Annotated in this window: 20 protein-coding genes; 7 read left to right on the forward strand and 13 right to left on the reverse strand. The window is 70.3% G+C overall.

Features of this window, described 5'->3' with window-relative positions; translation table 11 throughout:
* Window positions 1–168 precede the first annotated feature (168 nt).
* The 4 genes from ACFYM6_RS22745 to ACFYM6_RS22760 form a co-directional block, all read right to left on the reverse strand.
* Window positions 169–1,173, reverse strand: coding sequence for an IS3 family transposase (locus ACFYM6_RS22745; protein WP_387278426.1), 1,005 nt, complete (start codon window positions 1,171–1,173; stop codon window positions 169–171).
* Between the two features lie 55 nt (window positions 1,174–1,228).
* A complete protein-coding gene (gene ltrA / locus ACFYM6_RS22750) occupies window positions 1,229–2,659 on the reverse strand; it encodes a group II intron reverse transcriptase/maturase (RefSeq protein ID WP_387278428.1) in 1,431 nt (476 codons plus the stop codon).
* A gap of 622 nt (window positions 2,660–3,281) precedes the next feature.
* Complete coding sequence (locus ACFYM6_RS22755) at window positions 3,282–3,593, reverse strand: transposase (RefSeq protein ID WP_387278429.1); 312 nt, start codon at window positions 3,591–3,593, stop codon at window positions 3,282–3,284.
* 33 nt (window positions 3,594–3,626) lie between these two features.
* Entirely contained in the window at window positions 3,627–3,794 is a 168-nt protein-coding gene (locus ACFYM6_RS22760; protein ID WP_387278431.1) for a hypothetical protein, read from the reverse strand.
* A 202-nt stretch (window positions 3,795–3,996) separates the two neighbouring features.
* Between ACFYM6_RS22760 and ACFYM6_RS22765 the strand changes: the two genes are divergently transcribed.
* A complete protein-coding gene (locus tag ACFYM6_RS22765) occupies window positions 3,997–4,548 on the forward strand; it encodes an ABC transporter substrate-binding protein (protein WP_387278433.1) in 552 nt (183 codons plus the stop codon).
* Between the two features lie 71 nt (window positions 4,549–4,619).
* Window positions 4,620–5,027 (forward strand): ATP-binding cassette domain-containing protein, encoded by a 408-nt coding sequence (locus tag ACFYM6_RS22770; RefSeq protein WP_387278672.1) that lies wholly within the window; start codon window positions 4,620–4,622, stop codon window positions 5,025–5,027.
* Between the two features lie 38 nt (window positions 5,028–5,065).
* On the opposite strand, the gene ACFYM6_RS22775 is transcribed toward ACFYM6_RS22770, so the two are convergent.
* On the reverse strand, window positions 5,066–5,635 hold the full coding sequence (locus ACFYM6_RS22775; protein WP_387278435.1) for a sigma-70 family RNA polymerase sigma factor: 570 nt from the start codon (window positions 5,633–5,635) through the stop codon (window positions 5,066–5,068).
* A gap of 191 nt (window positions 5,636–5,826) precedes the next feature.
* Between ACFYM6_RS22775 and ACFYM6_RS22780 the strand changes: the two genes are divergently transcribed.
* Together ACFYM6_RS22780 and ACFYM6_RS22785 are read left to right on the forward strand one after the other, a co-directional pair.
* A complete protein-coding gene (locus ACFYM6_RS22780; protein ID WP_387278437.1) occupies window positions 5,827–7,878 on the forward strand; it encodes a copper resistance protein CopC in 2,052 nt (683 codons plus the stop codon).
* Between the two features lie 257 nt (window positions 7,879–8,135).
* Window positions 8,136–9,572 (forward strand): PepSY-associated TM helix domain-containing protein, encoded by a 1,437-nt coding sequence (locus ACFYM6_RS22785; protein ID WP_387278674.1) that lies wholly within the window; start codon window positions 8,136–8,138, stop codon window positions 9,570–9,572.
* A gap of 205 nt (window positions 9,573–9,777) precedes the next feature.
* Here the strand turns inward: ACFYM6_RS22785 and ACFYM6_RS22790 are convergent, their stop codons facing one another.
* The 6 genes from ACFYM6_RS22790 to ACFYM6_RS22815 all read right to left on the reverse strand — a co-directional run bounded on the left by ACFYM6_RS22790 (window position 9,778) and on the right by ACFYM6_RS22815 (window position 15,892).
* Window positions 9,778–11,757, reverse strand: coding sequence for a cytochrome c oxidase assembly protein (locus ACFYM6_RS22790; RefSeq protein WP_387278439.1), 1,980 nt, complete (start codon window positions 11,755–11,757; stop codon window positions 9,778–9,780).
* Window positions 11,758–11,954: 197 nt separating this feature from the next.
* The gene (locus ACFYM6_RS22795) at window positions 11,955–12,554 is read right to left on the reverse strand and encodes a copper resistance protein CopC (protein ID WP_387278441.1); all 600 of its coding nucleotides are present in this window, start codon (window positions 12,552–12,554) and stop codon (window positions 11,955–11,957) included.
* Window positions 12,555–12,586: 32 nt separating this feature from the next.
* The gene (locus tag ACFYM6_RS22800) at window positions 12,587–13,813 is read right to left on the reverse strand and encodes a Dyp-type peroxidase (protein ID WP_387278443.1); all 1,227 of its coding nucleotides are present in this window, start codon (window positions 13,811–13,813) and stop codon (window positions 12,587–12,589) included.
* Window positions 13,810–14,382 (reverse strand): copper chaperone PCu(A)C, encoded by a 573-nt coding sequence (locus ACFYM6_RS22805; protein WP_387278445.1) that lies wholly within the window; start codon window positions 14,380–14,382, stop codon window positions 13,810–13,812. Before ACFYM6_RS22805 ends, ACFYM6_RS22800 begins: the two co-directional genes overlap by 4 nt.
* Before the next feature lie 109 nt (window positions 14,383–14,491).
* Window positions 14,492–15,244: a zf-HC2 domain-containing protein gene (locus ACFYM6_RS22810; RefSeq protein WP_387278447.1), complete on the reverse strand. Its 753-nt coding sequence runs from the start codon at window positions 15,242–15,244 to the stop codon at window positions 14,492–14,494.
* An 81-nt stretch (window positions 15,245–15,325) separates the two neighbouring features.
* Window positions 15,326–15,892: a sigma-70 family RNA polymerase sigma factor gene (locus tag ACFYM6_RS22815; protein ID WP_387278449.1), complete on the reverse strand. Its 567-nt coding sequence runs from the start codon at window positions 15,890–15,892 to the stop codon at window positions 15,326–15,328.
* Window positions 15,893–16,241: 349 nt separating this feature from the next.
* Between ACFYM6_RS22815 and ACFYM6_RS22820 the strand changes: the two genes are divergently transcribed.
* Window positions 16,242–16,967: a YcnI family protein gene (locus tag ACFYM6_RS22820; protein WP_387278451.1), complete on the forward strand. Its 726-nt coding sequence runs from the start codon at window positions 16,242–16,244 to the stop codon at window positions 16,965–16,967.
* 328 nt (window positions 16,968–17,295) lie between these two features.
* Here ACFYM6_RS22820 and ACFYM6_RS22825 read toward each other — a convergent pair whose 3' ends face one another.
* Window positions 17,296–17,793, reverse strand: coding sequence for a GNAT family N-acetyltransferase (locus tag ACFYM6_RS22825; protein WP_387278453.1), 498 nt, complete (start codon window positions 17,791–17,793; stop codon window positions 17,296–17,298).
* A gap of 570 nt (window positions 17,794–18,363) precedes the next feature.
* On the opposite strand from ACFYM6_RS22825, the gene ACFYM6_RS22830 reads away from it, so the two are divergent.
* The gene (locus ACFYM6_RS22830) at window positions 18,364–18,639 is read left to right on the forward strand and encodes a CPCC family cysteine-rich protein (protein ID WP_387278456.1); all 276 of its coding nucleotides are present in this window, start codon (window positions 18,364–18,366) and stop codon (window positions 18,637–18,639) included.
* 209 nt (window positions 18,640–18,848) lie between these two features.
* Here ACFYM6_RS22830 and ACFYM6_RS22835 read toward each other — a convergent pair whose 3' ends face one another.
* Complete coding sequence (locus ACFYM6_RS22835; RefSeq protein WP_387278458.1) at window positions 18,849–19,640, reverse strand: DUF427 domain-containing protein; 792 nt, start codon at window positions 19,638–19,640, stop codon at window positions 18,849–18,851.
* Between the two features lie 165 nt (window positions 19,641–19,805).
* Between ACFYM6_RS22835 and ACFYM6_RS22840 the strand changes: the two genes are divergently transcribed.
* On the forward strand, window positions 19,806–20,339 hold the full coding sequence (locus ACFYM6_RS22840) for a DUF4188 domain-containing protein (protein WP_387278460.1): 534 nt from the start codon (window positions 19,806–19,808) through the stop codon (window positions 20,337–20,339).
* The last annotated feature ends 558 nt before the right edge of the window (window positions 20,340–20,897 follow it).

Here is a 20,897-nt window from a genome sequence, read left to right on the forward strand (position 1 = left end):
TTCGAGCCGGTACAACCCTTACGGAGCTTCAGACGCTGGTTCACTCGCGTTACGCCTGCTGGCCTTGCTAGCCGGACCCGGCCCGTCTGGCAGTTCCGGACCGTCCCGACGTTGTCGGGGCTGCTTGCCACCCTCCCCGGCGTCCCCCGGCTCAGGCTGCCCCCAGCTTCACCCGACCGCTGCGACGGCCAGGCGGTGAAGGTCTCTCACCTCCACTCGGTGATACGGCGCCTCGTGGCGCACGCGTCGGTTGTTGTACCAGTCGATGTACTCGACGGTGGCCATCTCCAGGTCGTCGAGCCCGCGCCACGGGCCCTTGTTCCGGACGAGTTCGGCCTTGTACAGGGAGTTGAACGCCTCGGCCATGGCGTTGTCGTACGAGTCGCCCTTGGAGCCGACCGAGGCGACGGCGCCGGCCTCGGCCAGCCGCTGGCTGTAGCGAATCGCTCGATACTGGACTCCCCGGTCGGAATGATGGACGAGTCCGCCCAGGTCAGCGCCTTGATTCTCGCGGCGCCACATCGCCATCTTCAACGCGTCGAGAGCCAAATCCGCGTAGAGCGACGTAGACACCTGCCAGCCGACGATCATGCGGGAGTACACGTCGAGGACGAACGCGGCGTACACCCAGCCCACGCTGGTGCGCACGTAGGTCAGATCCGCGACCCACAGCTGGTTCGGGCCCGCTGCGGTGAAGTCCCGTCTGACCAGGTCAGCAGGGCGGCTGGTCTCGCCTGCCGGGCGGGTCGTGCGGGGCGACTTGTCGCGCAGCAGCCCACGCAGCCCGGACTCACGCATCAGCCGCTCGACCGTGCACCGGGCCACCCGCACCCCTTGGCGGTGCAGGTCATGCCAGATCTTGCGGGCGCCGTAGACGCCGTAGTTCTCCGCGTGGATCCGCTCGATCACCGCGGTCAGCTCCTCATCGCGCCGGCAGCGGGCGCTGGCCGGACGGGTCTTGGCGGCGTAGTAGGTCGACGGTGCGATCTGTGCCGGCGTGTCTTGCAGCGCCTGCAGGACCGGCTGGACACCGTGCTCGGCCTTCTGGGAGTCGACGAAATCGACCTTCATCGCGACGGACGGTCCGTGAAGTCGGCCCGCAGCGCAGTTCCGATTTTTTTTTTTTTTTGGTCGGTCTGTTTCTGCGGGCCGCTTCCCGAACCCGGCGTGCACCTTTCAATGCACCGGGCTCTCCACAAGTCCCGTGCGGGGTCGTGGTGTCTCGTCGTTAGGTGGTTGGCCAGGGAGTGGGGATGTTCGCGCCGCGGTAGAGGTACCGAGTGGTGCTCAGTTTCTCCGGGTCGAACAGTTCCCGTTGTCCGTGGGGCCACCATCCGCCGTCGCAGTAGCGGCGGCGCAGTTCCTTCCAGGTGGTCCGGCGGTGTTTTCGCCGGAGCCATCGCCAGACCGTCTGCCACAGGTAGTGGCTGAGGTAGGCGAAGGTCGCCGACGATACGCCGGGCCGGAAGTAGGCGCACCAGCCCCGTACCGCTTGGTTGAGCCTGCGGATCAGGTCGTCCAGCGGCTGGTTCACCTCGACCTGCCGGCACAGGGTCTTCACCTTGGCCATCACCGCTTTGAGCGACTTCTTGGCCGGATAGGTGTAGATGAAATGCCGGTTGGTCCCCCTCTTGCGATGACGCTGGATGCGCCAGCCGAGGAAGTCCATTCCCTCGTCGATGTGGGTGATCAGAGTCTTGGCCTCTGGCAGGCGCAGGCCCATCGTGGCCAGGACCCCGGCGATCTCGTCCCGCAGCGCTTCGGCGTCCGCCTGGCTGCCTTTGATCATCAGGCACCAGTCGTCGGCATACCGGACAAGCTTGAAGTTCGGCAGGCCGTGCCGAAGCCGCCGAGCTTTCTCGACCTTGCTGGTGGACGGGCCACCAGGGCGCTGGGCGACATACTCGTCCAGCACCGACAAGGCGATGTTGCTCAGCAGCGGGGACAGGATCGACCCTTGCGGAGTGCCGGCGTTGGTCTCCCGCAGTTGGCGGTCCTCGCCGAGGATGCCCGACTTCAGGAACGCCTTCACCAGGTCCAGCACGCGCTTATCGGCGATACGGCCACGCACCCGTGCCATCAGGCAAGCGTGGTCGATCTCGTCGAAGCAGGCCTTGATGTCACCTTCCACGACCCACTCGTAGCTGCGTGGTCTCGTAGCCAGGTAACGGATCTCGGCCACCGCGTCATGGGCCCGGCGTCCCGGGCGGAACCCGTAGGAACACGGGAGGAAATCCGCCTCGAAGATCGGCTCCAACACCAGCTTCATCGACGCCTGCACCACCCGGTCGGTGATCGTAGCGATCCCCAACCGGCGCAGCTTGCCACCGGGCTTGGGAATCATCCGCTCCCGCACCGGCACCGGCCGGAAGCTGCGATCCTTCAGCGAGGCCCGCAGCATGTCGAGGAACTCCTCGACCCCGACCCGCACGACGATGGACAGCGCGGTCGCGCCGTCCACCCCAGCGGTCTTGGCGCCCTTGTTGCTCCGCACCCGATTCCACGCCACCAACAGGAACGCTCGATCGGTGACGAGGTTGAACAGGTCGTCGAACACGCGACGAGGATCATCACGAGCCCAACGGTGCAGCTTGGTCTGGATCCCCAGTACCCGGTCTTCGGCCCGACGAAGGGCCGACTCCAGCTCGTCGGTATTCACCGGCGACAACCTCCTGGCATTCCGGCATCCGTACTGCTTGACTTGCTGGCCCCCTTCGCCCTGCGTCCGGCTCTCCCGGACCCCGACGGCGGGTCGTCACGCCCGCGACTACTACGAGGCCTCCGCCCCGACCAGCCACCCATCAGCGGCAACTCACCTGCCCGCGACCGTCCTGGATAGACAGCCAGCGGGCGGACAACCGGTCGGTTCCCACGTTCACTTATCGATCGATCGGCCAGCGAGGTGCCCAGCTCTACTCCGGCAGCATCGCCACGGCTACGCCGCAGACCTTCACCGCGGCCTCCCCACCGTTGGAGCTACACGGCTTCGGAGTCGACCACCACATGATCGTGGCGGTCGTGCACTGCACACCGGCCCAGATCCACCAGGTTTCGAGCCGGCTTCGCTGTTACGGAGCTTCAACCACTGGTTCACTCGCGTTACACCGTCTGGCCTCGCCGAACAGGCCCGCACCGTCTGGCAGTCCCGGCACGTCCCGCCCTCGTCAGGGCCGCTTGCCACCCTCACCGCCGTTGCACGGATCAGGCTGCCCTCAGGCTTCACCAGGCCGCTGCGACGACCCGGCGGGAAAGGTCTCTCACCCCTCCTCGATCAATCAGCGCTACATGGCGCACAGCTCCGCCGCGAAGAAACTCGCCGCGGACTTCAGGATCTGGTTCGCCCGCCGCAGCTCACGCACTTCCCGTTCGAGAGCGGCGATGCGTTCGGCGTCGCCGCTGGTGGTGCCCGGCCGCTGCCCGGCGTCGGTCTCGGCCTTCTTCACCCACGTGCGCAACGCCTCCGGATGAACCCCGAGCTGACCAGCGATCCGCCGGATCGCTCCGACCGCGCTGGCCGGATCCCGGCGGGCCTCGACCGCCAACCGAGTCGCACGCTCACGCAGCTCATCGTTGTACTTCTTCGGTGCGGGCATCGCAGGTGTTCCTCCCAGGTTTCGATGTCTCCATCAAACCCGGTGCGGGACAACCAGATCGGCACACCAACCAACCCGCCGCGCCAGCACCGCCGGAGACAGGACCTCGCCGGTTGCCTTGTCCACGCCGGTGCGCAGCACAGCGCGGGCACACGCGGTGCGGGCGGCCTCACCCTCGGCCAGCCGCAGCTTCCCGCTCACCGATTCAACGCCTCAACACCGATCCACAAAAACCGGCCCTACCGCCGACCCGCACCACCGGAACCCTCCCCGAGCCAACCCAAACGTGCACGGGGTGAACACCGACACGCTTCCCGGCCTTGGAAAGCCGAAACGTTCCACACAGGCCAACCTATGGTCACTGATCATCGATAATCAAATCGGTTAGCCTCTGTCCACCCGAGTGGCGGCGCTGGCCGCTGCCGTCCTGGCCGCTGCTGTCCTGGTCGCAGCGGGCTGCTCGTCGCCGGCGACGCCGACGGACGCCGCGCGCGGTGCCGGAACGCTGGTCGTGGCGACCTCGGGTGAGCCGGACACCCTGAACCCCGTGCTGAACTACGGCGTCGACGGCGGTTCGTTGATCTTCGACGGTCTGGTGGCCCGCGACGCCCGCAACCAACTGGTGCCGGCGCTGGCCCGGGAGCTGCCTACCGTCTCCGCCGACGGGGAGACGGTCACGGCGAAGCTGCGCGACCCTGTGCTGTTCCACGACGGCAGCCCGCTGACCGCCCAGGATGTCGTCTTCACCTACCAGGCGGTGCTGGACCCGAAGGTCGACTCCACGCTGCGCTCGGATCTGGACATGCTCGCCTCGGTCGCCGCGCCGGACCCGTCGACCGTGGTGTTCACACTCAAGTACGCCTACGCGCCGTTCCTGCAGCGGTTGGCGCTGGGCATCGTGCCAGCAAAAGGCCTTCGCCGGTCAGGACGTCAACACCGCCGAGTTCAACCGTAAGCCGGTCGGGACCGGCCCGTACCGGGGTCCGGCACCGGCTGCCCGCCGCCCTGCGGACCCGGGTCGCGATCCTGTTCCAGAGCCCCCGCGCCGCCACCGACCCCCGGCTCAACCTCGCCGACCTTATCGCCGAACCACTGCGCGCCACCGGCACTCCCACGCACGAGGCGTCCAGGCGCGCGGCGGAGCTGGCCGACCTCGTCGGCCTCACCCCGGACCTGCTCACCCGGCGTCCGCACGCCGTCAGCGGCGGCCAACTGCAACGCGCCTGCCTGGCCCGCGCCCTCGTCCACCAGCCCGCCCACCTCATCTGCGACGAGGCCACCGCCATGCTCGACGCCTCCACCCAGGCCCACCTTGCCGCCGTCATCACCGACTACCAACGCCAGCACGCCGCAGGGGTCCTGCTGATCACCCACGACCCGGCCCTGCTGGCCCGCTGGGCCACCAGAACCGTCGATTTGCCCGTCAACCAGTAGACCCGGCTCCGGCGCCATCCAACTACGACCTCGCCAGGTCAGCTGGAGCGGCGTTCCCGGCTGCCGGTGATGTCGGCGTCGGCCATGGCAGTGATGAGGTCGTCGCGGGCGCGGGCGACCCGGGACCGGATCGTGCCGACGGGGCAGTCGCAGACCTGTGCGGCTTCGGCGTACGAGAGGCCGAGCACCTGCGTGGCGACGAATGCTTCCCGCCGCTCGGGTGAGAGGTGGTCCAGAAGCTGTCGCAGAATGACCTTGTCCTCGACCGGGAAGCCACGGGCGGCTCTCGAGTGTGTGGCGGTGTACGAGTCTTCCAGCTGGGAGGGCTGAGGTCGAGCGGCTGCGGCGCGGTGGTGGTCGACGACGACCCGTCGGGCGATCACGAACAGCCAGGTGCGGGCGGAGGAGGCGGCGGTGAACCTGGGCAGGCTGCGCAGCGCCCGCAGGTAGGTTTCCTGAGTCAGGTCGTCGGCCTCGTTAGGCCCGGCGAGGTGGGCGATGAGCCGCCATACCTGCTGCTGGGTGGCGCGGATGAACGCGGATGCCGCGGCCTGGTCGCCGTCGCCGGCGGCAAGGGCCAAGCGGGTCGTCCGTGTGTTGTCGTCCACGTCTGGTCCTCCACGCTGCGGATGTTTTCGGGGCTGCCGCCCCGCAGTGGGGTTGGGTAGCTCGGCGTCCTGGCGGAGGAAGTTTCGTGGACTCTGCTCGTATGTTGAGCCAGAGCGGGCAGAACTTTTGCTATTTGAATAAAAAGTTGTCGATGCCTTGACTAAAGCCTCCCCGTCGCGAGGATGCTCTGATGCGTCGTCTCCCTCCGGCTCCTGGACGCGCGGCCTCGGGCCTGCTCGCGTGTGTCCTCGTCTCAGCGGTCGCGGTCCTCGGGTTCGCCTCGCCCGCGGCAGCTCACGGCACCTTGGCGATGTCCACACCGGCCGAGGGTGTGACTGTGAACGAGCCGCTGGCGGCAGTGCAGCTCTACTTCACGGAGCGGGTCGCCGACAACGCGTACTTCACGATCACCGCGCCGGGTGGCGGACGGGTCGACAACGGCTGGAACCATGGGTCGCCCAAGCCGCTGGACAAGCCGGTACGGGAGTACTTCCTGGTCGCGGGGAAGTTCGAGCCGCGCGAGTACTCGACGGGGTTCCCGGCGGTGGTGACGCTGGCGCATCTGCCGGCGGCGGGGCAGTACTCGGTGAGCTACCTGTCGGTGGCCTCGGACGGTGAGCCTGTGCGGGGCACGATGAGCTTCCGCTACACGGGGCGGGTGACGGCAGCGGCGCCGGGATGGCGCCCGCCGACCAGTCAGCCGGATCCGTCGCTGGTGGCGGCCGCCGAGCAGCACGCGTCGTCCGGGCACGGGTCGGGGCATTCGTCGGCTGCGCCGGCCGCGCTACCCGTGCCGTCGACCCCGCCGGCCGCGCCATCGCTGTCGGCGTCCCCGCCCGCGGTGGCCGCTCCTTCGACGGCCCAGGATGACGAGGGCGGCCTCGGTTGGGTGGCGTGGACCGGCTGGGCGGTGGCAGTCGCGGCGGCCGTGGCCGGCATCGTGAACTGGCGCCGCCGCCCGGCTCCCGTAGGCAGGGCCTCCGGCCGGGACCGCAGCTCGGGCGCGGCCGCTCGCCGGCAGAGCGCCGGCCCCCGCTCCAAGGGCAGAACGGGCGCGGCCGGTCGCGCCGGCGCCAACGGCACGGCCGCCGCGTCGGGCTCCGGCGGCAAGCGACGACGGGCCGCCGCCCCGGCGACGCGGAAGAACGGGGCGGTTGGCATCGCCGTGACCGCGCCGTCGGCGGCCGGACAGGAGGCGACATCGGCGAGCGCCGTCGCCACGGCGCGGCCCGTGACCGCCGGCCGGGTGGGGGCTTCCGACATGGCCGACCCAGCCCTGACGCTCGGGCGTTGGTTGAGCAACACGCGTTCCGCATTGCTCGTCGCCGGGTTGGTGGTGGCGTTGCTGGCCGGGTTCGGGATCGGGCGGATCGGTACGGGCGACGCGCGGACCCCCACCGGCGCGCCGACGCTCACGACAACCGCAGGCGGGCCGCCCGCCGTGCAGCGGGCACTGGTGGCGGGGGACGGGCATCAGCATGCGCCGGGTACCGGGGCGCACTCACATCCGGGTGACGGCAGCGCGGGCCAGACGCAGGCGACCGGGACGACGGTCAGCGCCGGTGGATACACGCTGCAGCCGATGCGGCGGTCCCAGCCGGCCGGGGTGAGCGTGGACTACCGGTTCCGGATCGTCGGAGCTGACCGGCAGGCGGCGACGCGCTTCACCGTCGTACACGACAAGCCGTTGCACTTGATCGTGGTGGGTCGCGACCTGAGCGGATACCAGCATCTGCACCCCACCATGGCGCCCGACGGCACCTGGAGCGTCCCGTTGAAGCTGGCCCGGGCCGGTGGATACCGCGTCTACGCCGATTTCTCCCTGACCGGGACCGACGGCGGCCCGTTGCCGCTGGTCCTGGGCGTCGACCACGACGTGCCGGGCGCGTACACCCCGGCCGCGTTGCCGCCGGTGCAGCCGCAGGCGATGGCCGGGCCGTTCACGGTGTCGATGGACGGCACGCCCACAGTGGGGGTGGCAGCGCCGATGCTCTTCCGGGTCAGCCGCACCGGCACCCCTGGGCCGGTCCAGTTGCAGCGCTATCTGGGCGCGTACGGGCACCTGGTCGTGGTCCGCGAGGGCGATCTGGGCTACGTGCATGTCCACCCAGAGCAGGAACTGGTCGACGGGGCGGTCAAGGTTTGGCTGACGGCACCGAGCATGGGCCGGTATCGGGCGTTCTTCGACTTCCAGGTCGACGGGAAGGTGCACACCGCGCAGTACACGATCAACCTGGCCTGAGCGGAGTGATGCCTGCGGCGGCATGCGGTGGGCCGGTACCACTGACCTGCGAGCAGCCGGTGCCGGTTGCCCGGCGTCGGTCAGCAGTGCGCGTGGTGCGAGGAACCCTCAACCGACGTCAATATATTTCGGCGTTCCGGGAACCAGCGAGGACCGGCGGACGACTCTATGACTGATCCAACCGGTGCGTGACCCTCCTTGGCAGCGCCGGTAAGGCCGGTGCCGTCGCACCCTGAACGAGGAGTTCTGCCTTGACCGTGGACAGCGACACCACGATCGACCAGACTTCCGATACCGCGGCGCGGCCCGCGCGGCGGGGGGTGTGGTCGCTGCTGCGGCCCCTGGTCCTGCGTCTTCACTTCTACGCGGGTGTCCTCGTTGCCCCCTTCCTGCTGGTGGCAGCGGCCAGCGGTGGGCTCTACGCGCTCAGTCCTCAGGTGGAACGGGTGGTCTACGCCGACCTGCTCGAAGCGCCGGCGGTTTCCTCGTCGGCGCGGGTGCCGTTGGCCGAGCAGGTCGCCGCCGCGACGAAGGTGAGCACGGTGCGGGGTCTGGTCGCGGTCCGGCCGGCTCCCGAGGGCGGTACCACGCGGGTGCTGTTCGACGACGGCACCATGGCGGAGTCCTACCGGCATGCGGTCTTCGTCGACCCCGCGACCGGCGCCGTGTTGGGTCAGGAAAAGGTGTACGGCACCAGCGGCTCCCTGCCGGTGCGCTCCTGGATCGACCAGTTGCACCGGTCGTTGCATCTGGGGGAGGTGGGCCGGCTCTACAGCGAGCTCGCCGCGTCCTGGCTGTGGGTGGTGGCGCTGGGCGGGCTCACGCTGTGGGTGGCCCGGGTCCGTGCTCGCCGATCGGCACGCGCCCTTCTGGTCCCAGAGTCGGGCGCGCGGGGCCGGGTCCGGACCCGTTCCTGGCACGGCGCGCTGGGGGTGTGGCTGGTGCTCGGCCTGCTGGCCTTGTCGGCCACCGGCCTGACCTGGTCGCGCCTTGCCGGGGAGAACGTCACCGAGCTGCGGTCTCGCCTGGGCTGGTCCACCCCGGCCCTGGTCACCACGACGGCTTTGGGTTCGGCTGCGGACGCCACGGGCGGCCACGCCGACCACGGTGCCGCAACCGGCGGGACGCATGGTGCGGACGCCAGCGACATCGACAAGGTGCTCGCCGCCGCGCGGGCGGCCGACATCACCTCCGACCAGGTCGAGATCGGGTTACCCGCCGGGGCGGGGGCCACTTGGACCGTCACGGAGGTCCACCGCGCCTTCCCGACCGCCGTGGACGCCGCGGCCGTCGACCCCGCCACCCTGGCCGTCACCGACAGCGTGCGCTTTGCCGACTACCCGTTCATGGCCAAGCTCGCCCGCTGGGGCGTTGACATCCACATGGGCGTCCTGTTCGGACTGCCGAACCAGATTGCCCTCGCCGGCCTCGCCATGGGGCTGGTCGTGATGGTGGTGCTCGGCTACCGGATGTGGTGGCAGCGGCGCCCCACCACCGCCGCCCGGTGGCGTCCCGGCCCGGCCGTGCGGCGTGGTGGTCTGCGGGCGCTGCCGTGGCCCGGGCTGGTGGCCGTGGCCTTAGTCGCCGTCATCTTCGGGGTCTTCCTGCCCCTGCTGGGAATCAGCCTCCTCGCCTTCCTGCTCGTCGACCTCGTCCTGGCCGCCCACCGGCAGCGCACCTCCCGGACCGAGTGACCGCCAGCGACAGCCATCGCTCCGCCCGCAACCTCGCAGCGGTCGGCCGAGCGTCGCCGTTGCAGACGCCGGAGACGGCCCGCGTCGCGCGGGCCGCGGCGTTTCAATGACGTGAAGCGGCCCGCCGGTTCCCAGCCATGAAGCGGTTGGCGGGCACCGCTACCTGCTGCGACGTGGCCTAACGGGAGGGGCGGGACAGGGTCGGCTACGGGCGCTGCCGCCGGTGCTGCTCTTGGTCGGCCTGCCTGGCGGCGGCGAGGAAGGCGTTGTAGTGGGTCAGCTCGTCCTCTTCGCCAGTGGCCTCGGCGCGGTCGGCGGCGCGGTCGAGGCGGGCCTGTTCCCGCTGGTCGGCGCGGATCCACTGGCGCACGAGGAGGATCATGACGGCGGCGGCGGGGATCTCGCCGAACGCCCAGGCGATGCCCGCGCCCAGCTTCTGGTCCACCAGTAGGGAAGACGCCCAGGCGGGGTGGACGGAGGTGTACCAGTCCGGGGCGATGACGGTGGTGGTCTGCATGAGCACCAGGCCGAAGAACCCGTGGGCCATCATCGCCGCCAGATGGATGAGCACGAGAATCGGGTGGGGGATTCTGGGCCGGCCCGGGTCGACGCCGATGAGCACCCAGAACAGCAGGTAGCCGGAGGCCACGAAGTGGACCAGCATGGCGAGGTGGCCGAGGTGGGAGCGCATCAGCGTGCCGAGCAGGTCGCTGAAATAGAGCCCGAAGAGGCTGCCGGTGTAGATGCCGAGCGCGACCAGTGGGTGGGTGAGCAGTTTGGTGGGCCGGCTGTGCAGGGCGAGCATTAGCCACTCCCGGGCGCCGCGGACCTGCGGGTCGGCCGGGCGGCGCAGGGCGCGCAGCGCGAGGGTGACCGGAGCGCCGCCGACGAGCAGGATCGGCACCAGCATGGACAGCACCATGTGTTGCGCCATGTGGGCGCTGAACAGCACGTACGCGTAGCGCGCCACACCGAGGCCGGTGAACGCGGCGAGGACCAGCAGGCCGGCGAGCCAGCTAGCCGTGCGAGCGATCGGCCAGCGGTGTCCGGCCCGGCGCAACCGCCGTACCCCGGCGAGGTAGGCGGCGGCCGCACCGGCGGTGAGGGTGAGGAAGAACAGGTCCGGCAGGGGCTGGCCGAGCAGGTTGCCCGGGGTGGGGGCTGCGGGCATCGGGAAACCGAGCAGTTCGGTCAGCGGCTCGGCGTCGGCGGGGTTGGTCGCCACCGGGGTGGGGCTGCGCGACAGCGCCACAGCCAGCCCCAGGGTGGCGGCGAACACGATCAGTTCCCCGGCGGCCAGCCGCCGGAACGCGCCCGGTTTGCCTGCGTGCAGGGCCGGCAGGGTCCGGGACCGGTGCGCCGCGCCGGCGACGCCGAGGATCACCAGCGCGACCAGCTTGCCGGCCACCAGCCATCCGTACCTCGACTGCCACAGCTGATCCAGCGTGCCGAGGCGTACGGCGGCGTTGGTGAGTCCGCTGATTGCGACGGCGGTGAAGCAGCCCAGGGCGAGGCGGCTGTATCGGCCGGCGGTGTCGGTGAGGTGCCGGCTGCGGCGGACGGCCAGCAGCGCGGCGAGGCCGCCGATCCACAGCGCGGCGGCCAGGACGTGCAGGACGAGGCTGCTGACCGCGATCTGGTGATTGCCCGCTCCGGCGGCGTGCCCGGTGAATGCTGGCGGTGTCACCGCGATCAGTGCGAGCACCGTCGCCGTGGCGGCGAGGCCGCGCGACACGCCCACCCGGGCGAGTACCGCCACGGTCAGGGCCAGCCCGGCCTGCAGCAGAAGGGCCCGTCCCTGGGAGATCGAGGACGCGAAGCTGACCACCACGGCGGTACTGAGCCGCTGCGGTGGAACGCCGAGCAGGTCCGAGACCGTCAGTACGATCAGCGCCAGGGCGATGGCCGCCCACCCGAGGGACAGGGCGCCGGCGCGACGTAGCAGCAGCCAGCCGTGCGGGGCCACGCTCGGCCCGTCCCCGGGCAGCAGGAACGCCGCTGTGACCAGCATCCCGACGGTCAGCGTGGCGAGCGCGTCGCTGAGCAGCCGGACCAGGGGCAACGCCCAGGTCGTGAGTGGTCCGGGGTCCGGCAGGCCGGGGATCGCGACCGCGAGCGCGCCGCCAGTTCGCAGGGCAATCAGGAGTGCCGCTCCCGCCGAGACCGCGGCCGCGATCGGAACCACGACCGAGCTCTTCCGGCCGGTGGAGGGGATCCCTGTTCCTGGCGTCTCGGGGCCCTGTCCGGCCGGCGTCCGAATGGCGCGAGAGCGGTCCGGGACATGGTGTGGGTGAGCCTGGCGCGAACGGGTTTCTGGCATGTCAATGCCCCTGGCAGGTTGAGGGCGGGCGGGAGGCGTACACCCTGCCCGCGCGGTCTTGGTCAGAAGGTGGCGCGGCGTCGACGCCGCAGCACCACGACCCCGGCGACGACGACCGCGACGGTGACCCCGCCGGCCACCAGCAGGATCGGGCCGGAGCCGTCGGAGCGGCGGGACGAGGCCGCCGGGCTGGCCGCTGCGGGGGAGGCGGCGGCAGCGGGGGCGGCCACGCCCGGGGCGGCGCTGGCGGTCGGGGCGGCGGTGCTGGCGGCCGGGGCAGCCACCGTGAAGGAGTACGAGCCCTGCACGGGGTGCCCGTCAGCGGAGACGACCCGGTAGGCGACGGTGTAGGTGCCGGTGGACAACGGCTGGCTGATCGTGACCCTGCCCGTGGCTGCGGTAACGGCAGGTTCGCTGGTGGGGACCTTCCGCTGGCTGGCATCGCTGAGCACGATGGTGGTGAAGGCCGGGTCCAGCTTCTGCAGGAACTTCAGGGTGATCTGCGTCGGTGGCGTGGACAGACGAGCGTCCTGGGCGGGGTTGGCAGCTTGTAGCGAATTGTGGGCGGCGGCGGGCGTGGCCGGCGCCAGCAGCACCGCCATGGCGGCCAGCACGGCGGCGACGAGGCCGACGACGCCCAGCCGGCGGATTCGAGTGGGCATGACTGGTGTTTCTTTCCCTGGGTTGATGGTGGTCAGCCGAGTAGTTGCTGGCCGATCCAGCCGCCCTCGGGGCAGCCGGGTGGGACGGCGAAGACAGCGGAGCCGGTCGGGGTGGTCCACTCGTTGAGCAGGTCCCGTTCGGCCAAGCGTTGTTGAATCGGCAGGAACTGGCGGGTGATGTCCGCCTGGTACGAGGCGAAGATCAGCCCGCTGTCGGCGTGGCCGTCAGGAGTGGGGACGCCGTCGTAGTTGTAGGGGCGACGCAGGATCTTCCGCCGGTCGTCGGTGACGTGCGCGCGGGTGAGGTGCGAGAAGTCGGGGATGACGGTGAGCCCGTCGGGGCCGGTGGCGGCGAAGTCGGGCTCGTCGTGCTCGGCGGTGCCGGTGAGCGGGGCACCGGTGCCCAGGCGCCGGCCGACGGCGAGTTCCCGGTCGGCGCGGCCGAGCAGGTCCCAGGTCTCCAGGTTCATGCTGATCCGGCGTACGACCAGGGTGGTGCTGTCCCGCGCCCAGGCCGGCCCGTCGGGCACCCACACGGCGGCCTCCAGCGGCCCACCCGGCTTGGGGTTGGCGGTGCCGTCCAGTTGACCGAACAGGTTCCGTTGGGTACGGCCGGGTTCGGCGCCGGCGGCGCGGCGGAAGCCCTGCTGCACCCAACGGACGGTGGCGAACGGGCGGCTGTCCTTGACCAGCACCCGCTGGGCGTGGGCGACGGTGACCGGATCGTCGGCGCAGATCTGCAGCAGCAGGTCCCCACCGGACCAGCGGGCCTGCAGGCGATCGACACGGAACGGCGGCAGGTCGACCACCGACGGCGGCCGCCGGTCGTCGAGGCCGGCCGCCGCGTAGAGGCCGGGGCCGAAGCCGAAGGTGACGGTCAGCCGCGCCGGCAGCAGGCCGAGTTCGGGTTCGGTGTCGGCCAGCGCCGGGCGGCCCTGGGTGAGCCGGGCGGCGTCGTCGGACAGCAGGCGCAGCATCCGACCCAGCGCGGCCCGGTCGGTGCCGGGCTTGAGGGTGAATGCGACGAACGCCGCGTACGACTGCGGGTCGGTGGCGACGCCGGCCTGCCGCGCGCCGTGGAACGGCTCGACCGCGGTGCCGACGGCGGCGACCGGCACCGCGTCGGCGGGCCGACCTTCTGGCTTGTCGGCGCGGGCGAGGGTTACGGCGGCGGCGCTGGCGAGCGCACCTGCGGTCAGGGCGCCGCCGGTGAGCAGGCCACGCCTGCTCACCGGGCGGACAGCGGGGCGCTCGGTCATGCCGCTGGCTGGCCGTGGTCGGGGGCGTAGCTCTCCTGGGCGCCGGTGAACGGCTTGGCCACCGCCGTGAACGTCTGGGTCTTCCCGTCGGCGAAGGTGAGCGTGAAGGTCAACTCGTCGCCGGCCTTCACCGGCTGCTTCAGGTCCATCAGCATCAGGTGCTCGCCACCGGGCTGCAGCACGGTGCTGCTGTGTGCCTTCACCACAATGCCGCCCTGCTTGGGCTGCATGACCATCTTTCCGTCCTTCATGGTCATCTCGTGCAGTTCCATGGGGGACACGTCGGTGGCCGCAGCGGTGATGGTCACGTCGGTGTCGCCGTCGTTGACGAGGGTGCCGAACGCGGCGGTCATGCCCTTGTCGGCGGCCTTCACCCACGGGTCCTGGATGCCGAGCACCCCAGCCGTGGCGCTCGCCGACACCGACGCCGACGCTGACGGGCTCGGCTGCGCCGACGAAGACGAATCCGACGAGCCGCAGCCGGCGACGCCGACCGCAAGGGATGCCGCGGCGGTGGCGAGCAGGATGGCTGGGCGTCGGCGCGGGCCGGCGACGGTGGTGCGGGGCATGGATGGTCCCTTCGCTGTTTGATCTGTCGGCTGGTTGGTCGACCGCGACAAATAGAAAGTTCCGGGACAAAAGTGATTGATGTCACCAACCATGCGCGGCGGGGCCGGTTCAGGCCGCCCGGCGGCCCTGGGCCCGCGCGGAACCGGGGTATGGCGGGACCAGCCGGAGTTGCGCTGGGGCGGGTTGGGGCGCCTCGTCGACGGTCAGGCGCCAGCCCGGGCGGTCGCCCCGCCCCCGCGCCTTCGGCCCTTCGGGCTGCAGGCGCGGCCGAGACAACGCCACCACGATCGCGTACCCGGCGAGGAGGAAGCCGTGGCTGACCAGGCGGGTGGTGTCGACCCGCCCGGTCAACAGGTCGTTGACCGACAGCAGCACCAGCGTGCCCACGAACGCGCTCAACATCGGCACCAGCCCGGTCGGTCGCGTACGCCGCGCCGCCACGAACAGGAACCCGGCCCCGACCGCCACATTCCACGCCGCCGACTCGTGCCACAGATGCCCCGAGCCGAGCACACCCGTGTGGTCGTGACCGCCGGCCGGTCCCCGCCCGACCTGTGCCAGCCCGAGCACCAGTTGCAGTGCGCCGAGGAGGCCCAACAGGCCTCGCAGGGTGAGCACGACCCGCTTCCGGAGACCGCGGTGGGCGGGCGCGGGCAGTGCGGCGAGGATCGTGTCGACCAGGTCCGGCCCAGGGGCGGTGACAGTCAGCCGGGACCGCCGCGTCACCGCCGCGGCCTGGTCCAGCCAGGCGCGGCAGCCGGCGCACTCGTCAAGGTGCGCGTCGGCCCCGGCCTGCTCGGCGGTGGTCGCCTCACCGTCCAGTTGTGCCGACAGGACCTCACGCCACTGCTCACACCGCATGTACCGGTAGTCGCGGCCGCAGCCCGATTGGTTCCCGCATGCTGTGCGTCCCGGGTCACGCCGCAGCAGGTCCGGCCCGGTTCAGCCCGCAGCGTCGCCCGGTGTCCGCCGCCGCCTGACCGGCTGGGTGTTCATCGCGGCAACGAGGTCCTCACGAGCCCGGGCCACCCGGGAGCGGATCGTGCCGACCGGACAACCACACACCTCCGCCGCCTCCGCATACGACAGGCCCAGGACCTGCGTGGCCACGAACGCCTCCCGGCGGTCCGCAGGCAACGCCGCGATCAGGCGCTCCAACACCACCTGCCGATCGAAGCCACTGCGCGAGGCATCGGGGATGTCGTAGGAGTCCGACATGGGCACCGTACGGGGCCGGGCCGACGCCGCACGGACGTGGTCGACAGCGACCCGCCGCGCGATACCGAGCAGCCACGTCAGCGCGGACGAGCGCGCCGCGAACGACGGCAGCGACCGCATCGCCCGCAGATACGTCTCCTGCGCCAGATCATCGGCCTCCGCTGGAGAGATCAGCGCGGCCAGGAAGCGACGCACAGGGTGCTGAGTCGCGCCGATGAATCGGGCCGCCGCGTCCCGGTCACCACGGCCCGCGGCGAGCGCCCACGCGGTGATATCCGCGTCGTCAGTCACCCCGATACCCCCGTGTCCGGATCCGCGAAAGCGGTCGCCCGCCTGTCAGAACGACGACCTGTAGTAGTCCCGTGCCAGAGTACGGCACCGGCGGGTACGGGCGATCCCGCCGCTGGGATCCGGCTAACGGCGGTGAGTTCTACGACCTTGCGGTCGACTGCGGGGCACCTTCCGAAGACGGACGGAAGCGAAACGTCCTCCGTCGGGGATCTCCGGGAACTCGAGCGCCCTCGGATACGACCAACAGAGGCGGTGGCCGTGGGGTCGCCTCGTGCGGGTCGCTGGTCGGCTGGCGCGGATATGTGGATCAAGGAGTCTGTTGATGCGTGCACGATCGGTGGGCAGGCTGATGGCCGCAGCCGTGGCCGGAGCGCTTGCCGCCGCGACCATCGGAGTCGGCGTGGCGTCTGCGCACGTCACCGTCAATCCCCGCGAGGCGACCCAGGGCGGCTACGCCAAACTCGCTTTCCGGGTGCCGAACGAGCGGGACAACGCCAGCACGATCAAGCTGGAAGTCGCCTTGCCGGCCGATGCGCCGGTGGCGTCGGTGTCGGTCCGGCCGATGGCCGGATGGACGGTGCAGGTCGACAAGACCACGCTCGCGAAGCCGATCGAGATGCACGGCAGCCAGGTGACCGAGGCGCCGTCGAAGATCACGTGGACTGCCCAGGGCGAGGCGAACGCGATCAAGCCGGGCCAGTTCCAGGAGTTCGAGATCTCCGCCGGTCCGCTGCCCGAAGCCGACACGATGATCTTCAAGGCCCTGCAGACCTACTCCAACGGCGAGATCGTGCGCTGGATCGAGGAACCCAGCACCGACGGCTCCGAGGCCGAACACCCGGCCCCCGTCCTCAAGCTCGCCAAGGCCCCGGCCAAGGATGCAGCCGCCACGCCTGCGGCCGACTCGAACAACATCGCCACTGTCCGCACCAGCGACACCACCAACACCGACGACGGCCGCACCACGTGGGCCCTGACGGCCGGCATCGCCGGACTTATCGCCGGCCTCGCTGGACTGGCCTTCGGGCTGCTGGCCTGGCGGCGTCGACCCGCCGCCACCACTGCGGCGGACTGACCCCGTCTCGGTGGCATCGGCCGCCGATCAACGGCGGCCGATGCCGGCTTGAGAAGCATCGAGGCCCAAAGATGCGGGATGCACGAATGCGTGGCCCCCGCGCATGTAAACGGATGCCACGTGCGGGCATCCACGGCGACAGGGGCGGGACAAACCCACCCCCTCCAGCCCTCCGGGTTCCCGTCCCTGTCGCCGATCAACGAAGGCCCTGAACCGAACCGCAGGCCTGGCCAGCAGCGGGAACGCGTCCGTGATACCTGCAGCACAACGGCCACGTGGACCAGCGTGCACGCCTGGGTGCGCCGACCACGATCCGCCACCGCGGGCGCTAATCCACACTTTTACCGAGGGAGAGACCGGCGTCGGTGTAGCCGTGCCGACTATAGAAGCGCACGGCATCGACGTTGCGGTGGTAGATGCCGGCCGACAGGTACGTGATCCCCCGGCCGCTTGCCCACCGTTCCGCCGCCGCCAGCAACGCTGATCCCACCCCGAGTCCCCTGGCATCGGGCAGCACAACCGTGTGCACCTGGGCCGAAGGCTCAGGACGCAGGATCTGATGCTCCGGCGGATCGGAATGCCGCAGCACCTCGACCATCCCGACTACCTGGCCGTCATGAGCCTCAGCGACGAGGACACCATCCCGCCCGGCCTCGTCGGCCAGAATGGCCACGAAGTGGCGCACTACCGCATCACGCTGTGGAACGCGGTAGGTGGCAGCGTCGAGAGCAAGGTGCGCCTCAGCATTGGCCAGGCGCAACTCCACCAATGAAGCAACATCCGCCGAGCTCGCTGGCCGAACCGTTAGCCGTGTCTCCTGCATCATCCCGATCCTAGGGTCGACGCACCCACCTCGAACGCCTCAGCCCTCGGCGGTCCGCCCAGTTCTTGATCAGCTGGCGTCGAAGCCCAACTCATCATGCGCCCTGTGTCGCGCGCCGTCGGCGGGCTCCTCGCCGGCCACGCCGTGGCCACCGGCCAGGCAGACACCTCGATCACCGCCATGCTGGCGGCCGAAGGACCCACCGGCGGCTACCTGCCCTGACCATCGCCGCGCCTAGCCGATGAGGCTGGGCCAGGTCCGGCTGGCCGCGCTGCTCGGCGCGGCTCTGAGAGCACTCCCGGCTGGCCGGCAGTGCTCCGCGGTCCGTTGTCGTACGCGCTCGCCGCTCCCGATGCGCCAACGCGCCGCGCGCTGCGGCGCCAGCCCCACCGCGCTCTCGGCCCATACCTGCTCGCCGCTGCCCTCCTCTCGGCGGTGAGGTCTGACGGACTTCGGGCGGGGAGCGGGCAGTCGCTGCAGTCGCTGCAGGAACACGTAGGTCACGGGTGGACGAGTTCAGAGCGGTCAACGAAGAGACCGGCCACACCGTGGCACGAGTCAGGCGAGGCGAGGATGCCTATCGGTGAATGTCATGGAAGGCTTGCCAACGTGATTCAACAATCCCTCGACCGCTGTCCCTGCTGCGCATACCGGACTGGGTGTACCACCTGCCCGGTCTGCTTCTGGACCGATGACGGACAGCGGGATGCGGACGCCGGCACGGTGGCCGGCGGCCCCAACGGGGATGTCAGCCTGAGCGACGCCCAGCTCAACTTCGCCATCTACGGGGCCAGCCACCCACGGTACGTGGACGTGGTACGGCCGCCCCGCAGCGATGAGCTGCCATAGCGGCGATTAGAGAAGGCGTCCGCCTGTTCGACTGCTAACCGCACCTGGCTTGAGTGGCAGGGCTCGTCCGCGTACAGCGCCGGTCGCTTCGCCACTGATCGCTGTCTCTGGTGCCTACCCGTCGAACGCAGGGCTCTAGCGGAAGGTGGTTGCCGAGGTCGTCCGCCGCTTCGATCCTCACCGGTCGCCGGAGCCGGTGGAGATCACGCTCAGGCCCGTGTCCGTGCGCTTACCGTCGGACTCACCGGCTCGCCGTCCACCAGTATCGTTACCCGATCCTGGTAGAACGCGGTCAATCCGGCGATGTTGGCCACGCCGGGCAGTGGGTCGGGGTAGTACCACCCGATGTTGCGCCCGTCGCGCCCGGGTAGGTCGCTCAGCGACCAGTATGAGGCGACCCCCTTGTACGGGCAGCGGGTGTGATGGCCGGAGGGTAGCAGCAGATCCTGGACCAGGTCGTCGGCCGGGATGTAGTAGCGGGTGGGCAGGCCGGTCTCGAACAGCAGCACCGGACGGTGGGTGTCGGCGAGCACGACGCCGTCATGTTCGACCACCACATGCCGTGAGCTCGGCAGCGAGTCGACGCGAGAGAACGGATCACGTGGGTGCACGAAGATCTGTTCGTCTTCCTCGTACCACCGCTCGATGCCCTGGCCGAACCACTCCCGCCAGGCGAGGCACACTGTCTCGGCAAAGATGTCGCCAGGGTAGGTCCACGCGGCGTTGGGCAGGGTCAGCCTGGCGACGGTCAGATCGTAAAAGCTGCTGCCGGCCCGGCTGCCGGGCTCCGGCGGCCGCGCGGCGGGCCGTAGCGTTCCACCGGTCACGTCGGCCAGCGCGAAGGCGTAGAACGGCACGGGCAGCCCGGGCTCCCAGACCAGCAGCGGTCGCCGGCTGTCCACGACGGTGACCTCGCCGATGCTGCCGCGGACCCACCGCTCGCTGCGGTGGTAGGTGAGCCGGTCGTTCGGCGGGGCGAAACGCGGTGCGGGCCCGAGCATGGCCAACCCCCTCGACATCACGCGGCTTTCCACGTGTTTCACAGTCAAAGCTTGTGTTTTCGACTCTCTACTGCTGTCCTGAAATCCTACATACGACTGCCGCCCAGCGGCACCCAGCGAGGGGAGCGATCCGGTATGGGCGATGAGCCGAAGCAGCGACCGCGGATGACCGCGGAGATCGAAGGTGACTTCGCCGTTTTCATCACCGGCATGCGGATCAATCGATACTGGAAGATCCATCAGTGGTACCCGAACTTCCGCGACATGCGCAAGATCTTGATGGCGCTCTTCAGCGACCCTGAGTACGGCGCGTTGTGCGCCCACCACGCCTGGACTCGCCGCGGGCCGATCCTGATCGGGTACTTCCGTAGCGTCGAGCAGTTGGAACGATTCGCCAACGACCCGCAGCAGCCGCACGCCGAGGTCTGGGCACGATACTTCAAGCGGATGAAGAACAACGGCGACGTCGGAGTCTGGCACGAGACCTTCGTCGTCAGGTCCGGCGAGTACGAGGCTGTATACGACTACATGCCGTCGCCCACCGGGTTGGCGATGGGCACGTCTCACGTGCCGGTCGAGCGCCGCGGCGACCTCGCCGTGCAGCGCCGCGCCACCGGTGCCCGGCTCGCGAAACAGAAGGCGGCCGCACAGACGGCTGTGGAAGAAAAGGCTGCCACGGGCCGCGTGGACACGGAGTGAGACCGTCGTGCGGCTGGCCGCGGCGTTCCGGATCGGCCCGCCGCACCGCGACCTCATACCGCCTGGGTACCACCCTCGTTACCTTTGATCGTCCCCAGCCGGGCACCCCGCTGTCGCCCGGCCCGGTATGACTTGACTGCCCCTGTCGTACGCACGATCCGGGGGGTGTTGTCGCCGGGTCGGGTGGCGTCGGCGGACCGCTGATAGGGACCCGGCCGCCCCTTTCGGGGAGGTCTCTTCGTAACGTGGCCATGCGGCGGATCGCTGACCTGCACCCCGGCACCGAGTAGACCGGCGCCCGACGCGACTGTGATCGCCGACGCGGCCCGCGCCGTGCCCCACACCCTGCAGCGGGCCGACACCGGCGCCGGCGCAAACTCACCTCGATCGCGGTCAAGAACGCGCCCCCGCATGGGCACGACGCTGGTCGCGGCGATCCTGGCCGCCCTCGACGAGCAGACCGTTACCGTCCCCCGCAGGCAGGCAGGCAGGCAGGCAGGCAGGCAGGCAGGCAGGCAGGCAGGCAGGCAGGCAGGCAGGCAGGCAGGCAGGCCGCCG

Origin of the sequence: Micromonospora sp. NPDC006431 (genome assembly GCF_042870725.1) — a bacterium.
Taxonomy (GTDB): domain Bacteria; phylum Actinomycetota; class Actinomycetes; order Mycobacteriales; family Micromonosporaceae; genus Micromonospora.

Excerpts from the sequence above, each read along its gene's own strand:
- ACFYM6_RS22755 (WP_387278429.1), bottom strand. The coding sequence starts at position 3,593 with ATGCCCGCACCGAAGAAGTACAACGATGAGCTGCGTGAGCGTGCGACT.
- ACFYM6_RS22780 (WP_387278437.1), top strand. The coding sequence starts at position 5,827 with ATGCGTCGTCTCCCTCCGGCTCCTGGACGCGCGGCCTCGGGCCTGCTC.
- ACFYM6_RS22795 (WP_387278441.1), bottom strand. The coding sequence starts at position 12,554 with ATGCCCACTCGAATCCGCCGGCTGGGCGTCGTCGGCCTCGTCGCCGCC.
- ACFYM6_RS22800 (WP_387278443.1), bottom strand. The coding sequence starts at position 13,813 with ATGACCGAGCGCCCCGCTGTCCGCCCGGTGAGCAGGCGTGGCCTGCTC.
- ACFYM6_RS22805 (WP_387278445.1), bottom strand. The coding sequence starts at position 14,382 with ATGCCCCGCACCACCGTCGCCGGCCCGCGCCGACGCCCAGCCATCCTG.
- ACFYM6_RS22810 (WP_387278447.1), bottom strand. The coding sequence starts at position 15,244 with ATGCGGTGTGAGCAGTGGCGTGAGGTCCTGTCGGCACAACTGGACGGT.
- ACFYM6_RS22820 (WP_387278451.1), top strand. The coding sequence starts at position 16,242 with ATGGCCGCAGCCGTGGCCGGAGCGCTTGCCGCCGCGACCATCGGAGTC.
- ACFYM6_RS22825 (WP_387278453.1), bottom strand. The coding sequence starts at position 17,793 with ATGATGCAGGAGACACGGCTAACGGTTCGGCCAGCGAGCTCGGCGGAT.
- ACFYM6_RS22830 (WP_387278456.1), top strand. The coding sequence starts at position 18,364 with ATGCCTATCGGTGAATGTCATGGAAGGCTTGCCAACGTGATTCAACAA.
- ACFYM6_RS22835 (WP_387278458.1), bottom strand. The coding sequence starts at position 19,640 with ATGCTCGGGCCCGCACCGCGTTTCGCCCCGCCGAACGACCGGCTCACC.
- ACFYM6_RS22840 (WP_387278460.1), top strand. The coding sequence starts at position 19,806 with ATGACCGCGGAGATCGAAGGTGACTTCGCCGTTTTCATCACCGGCATG.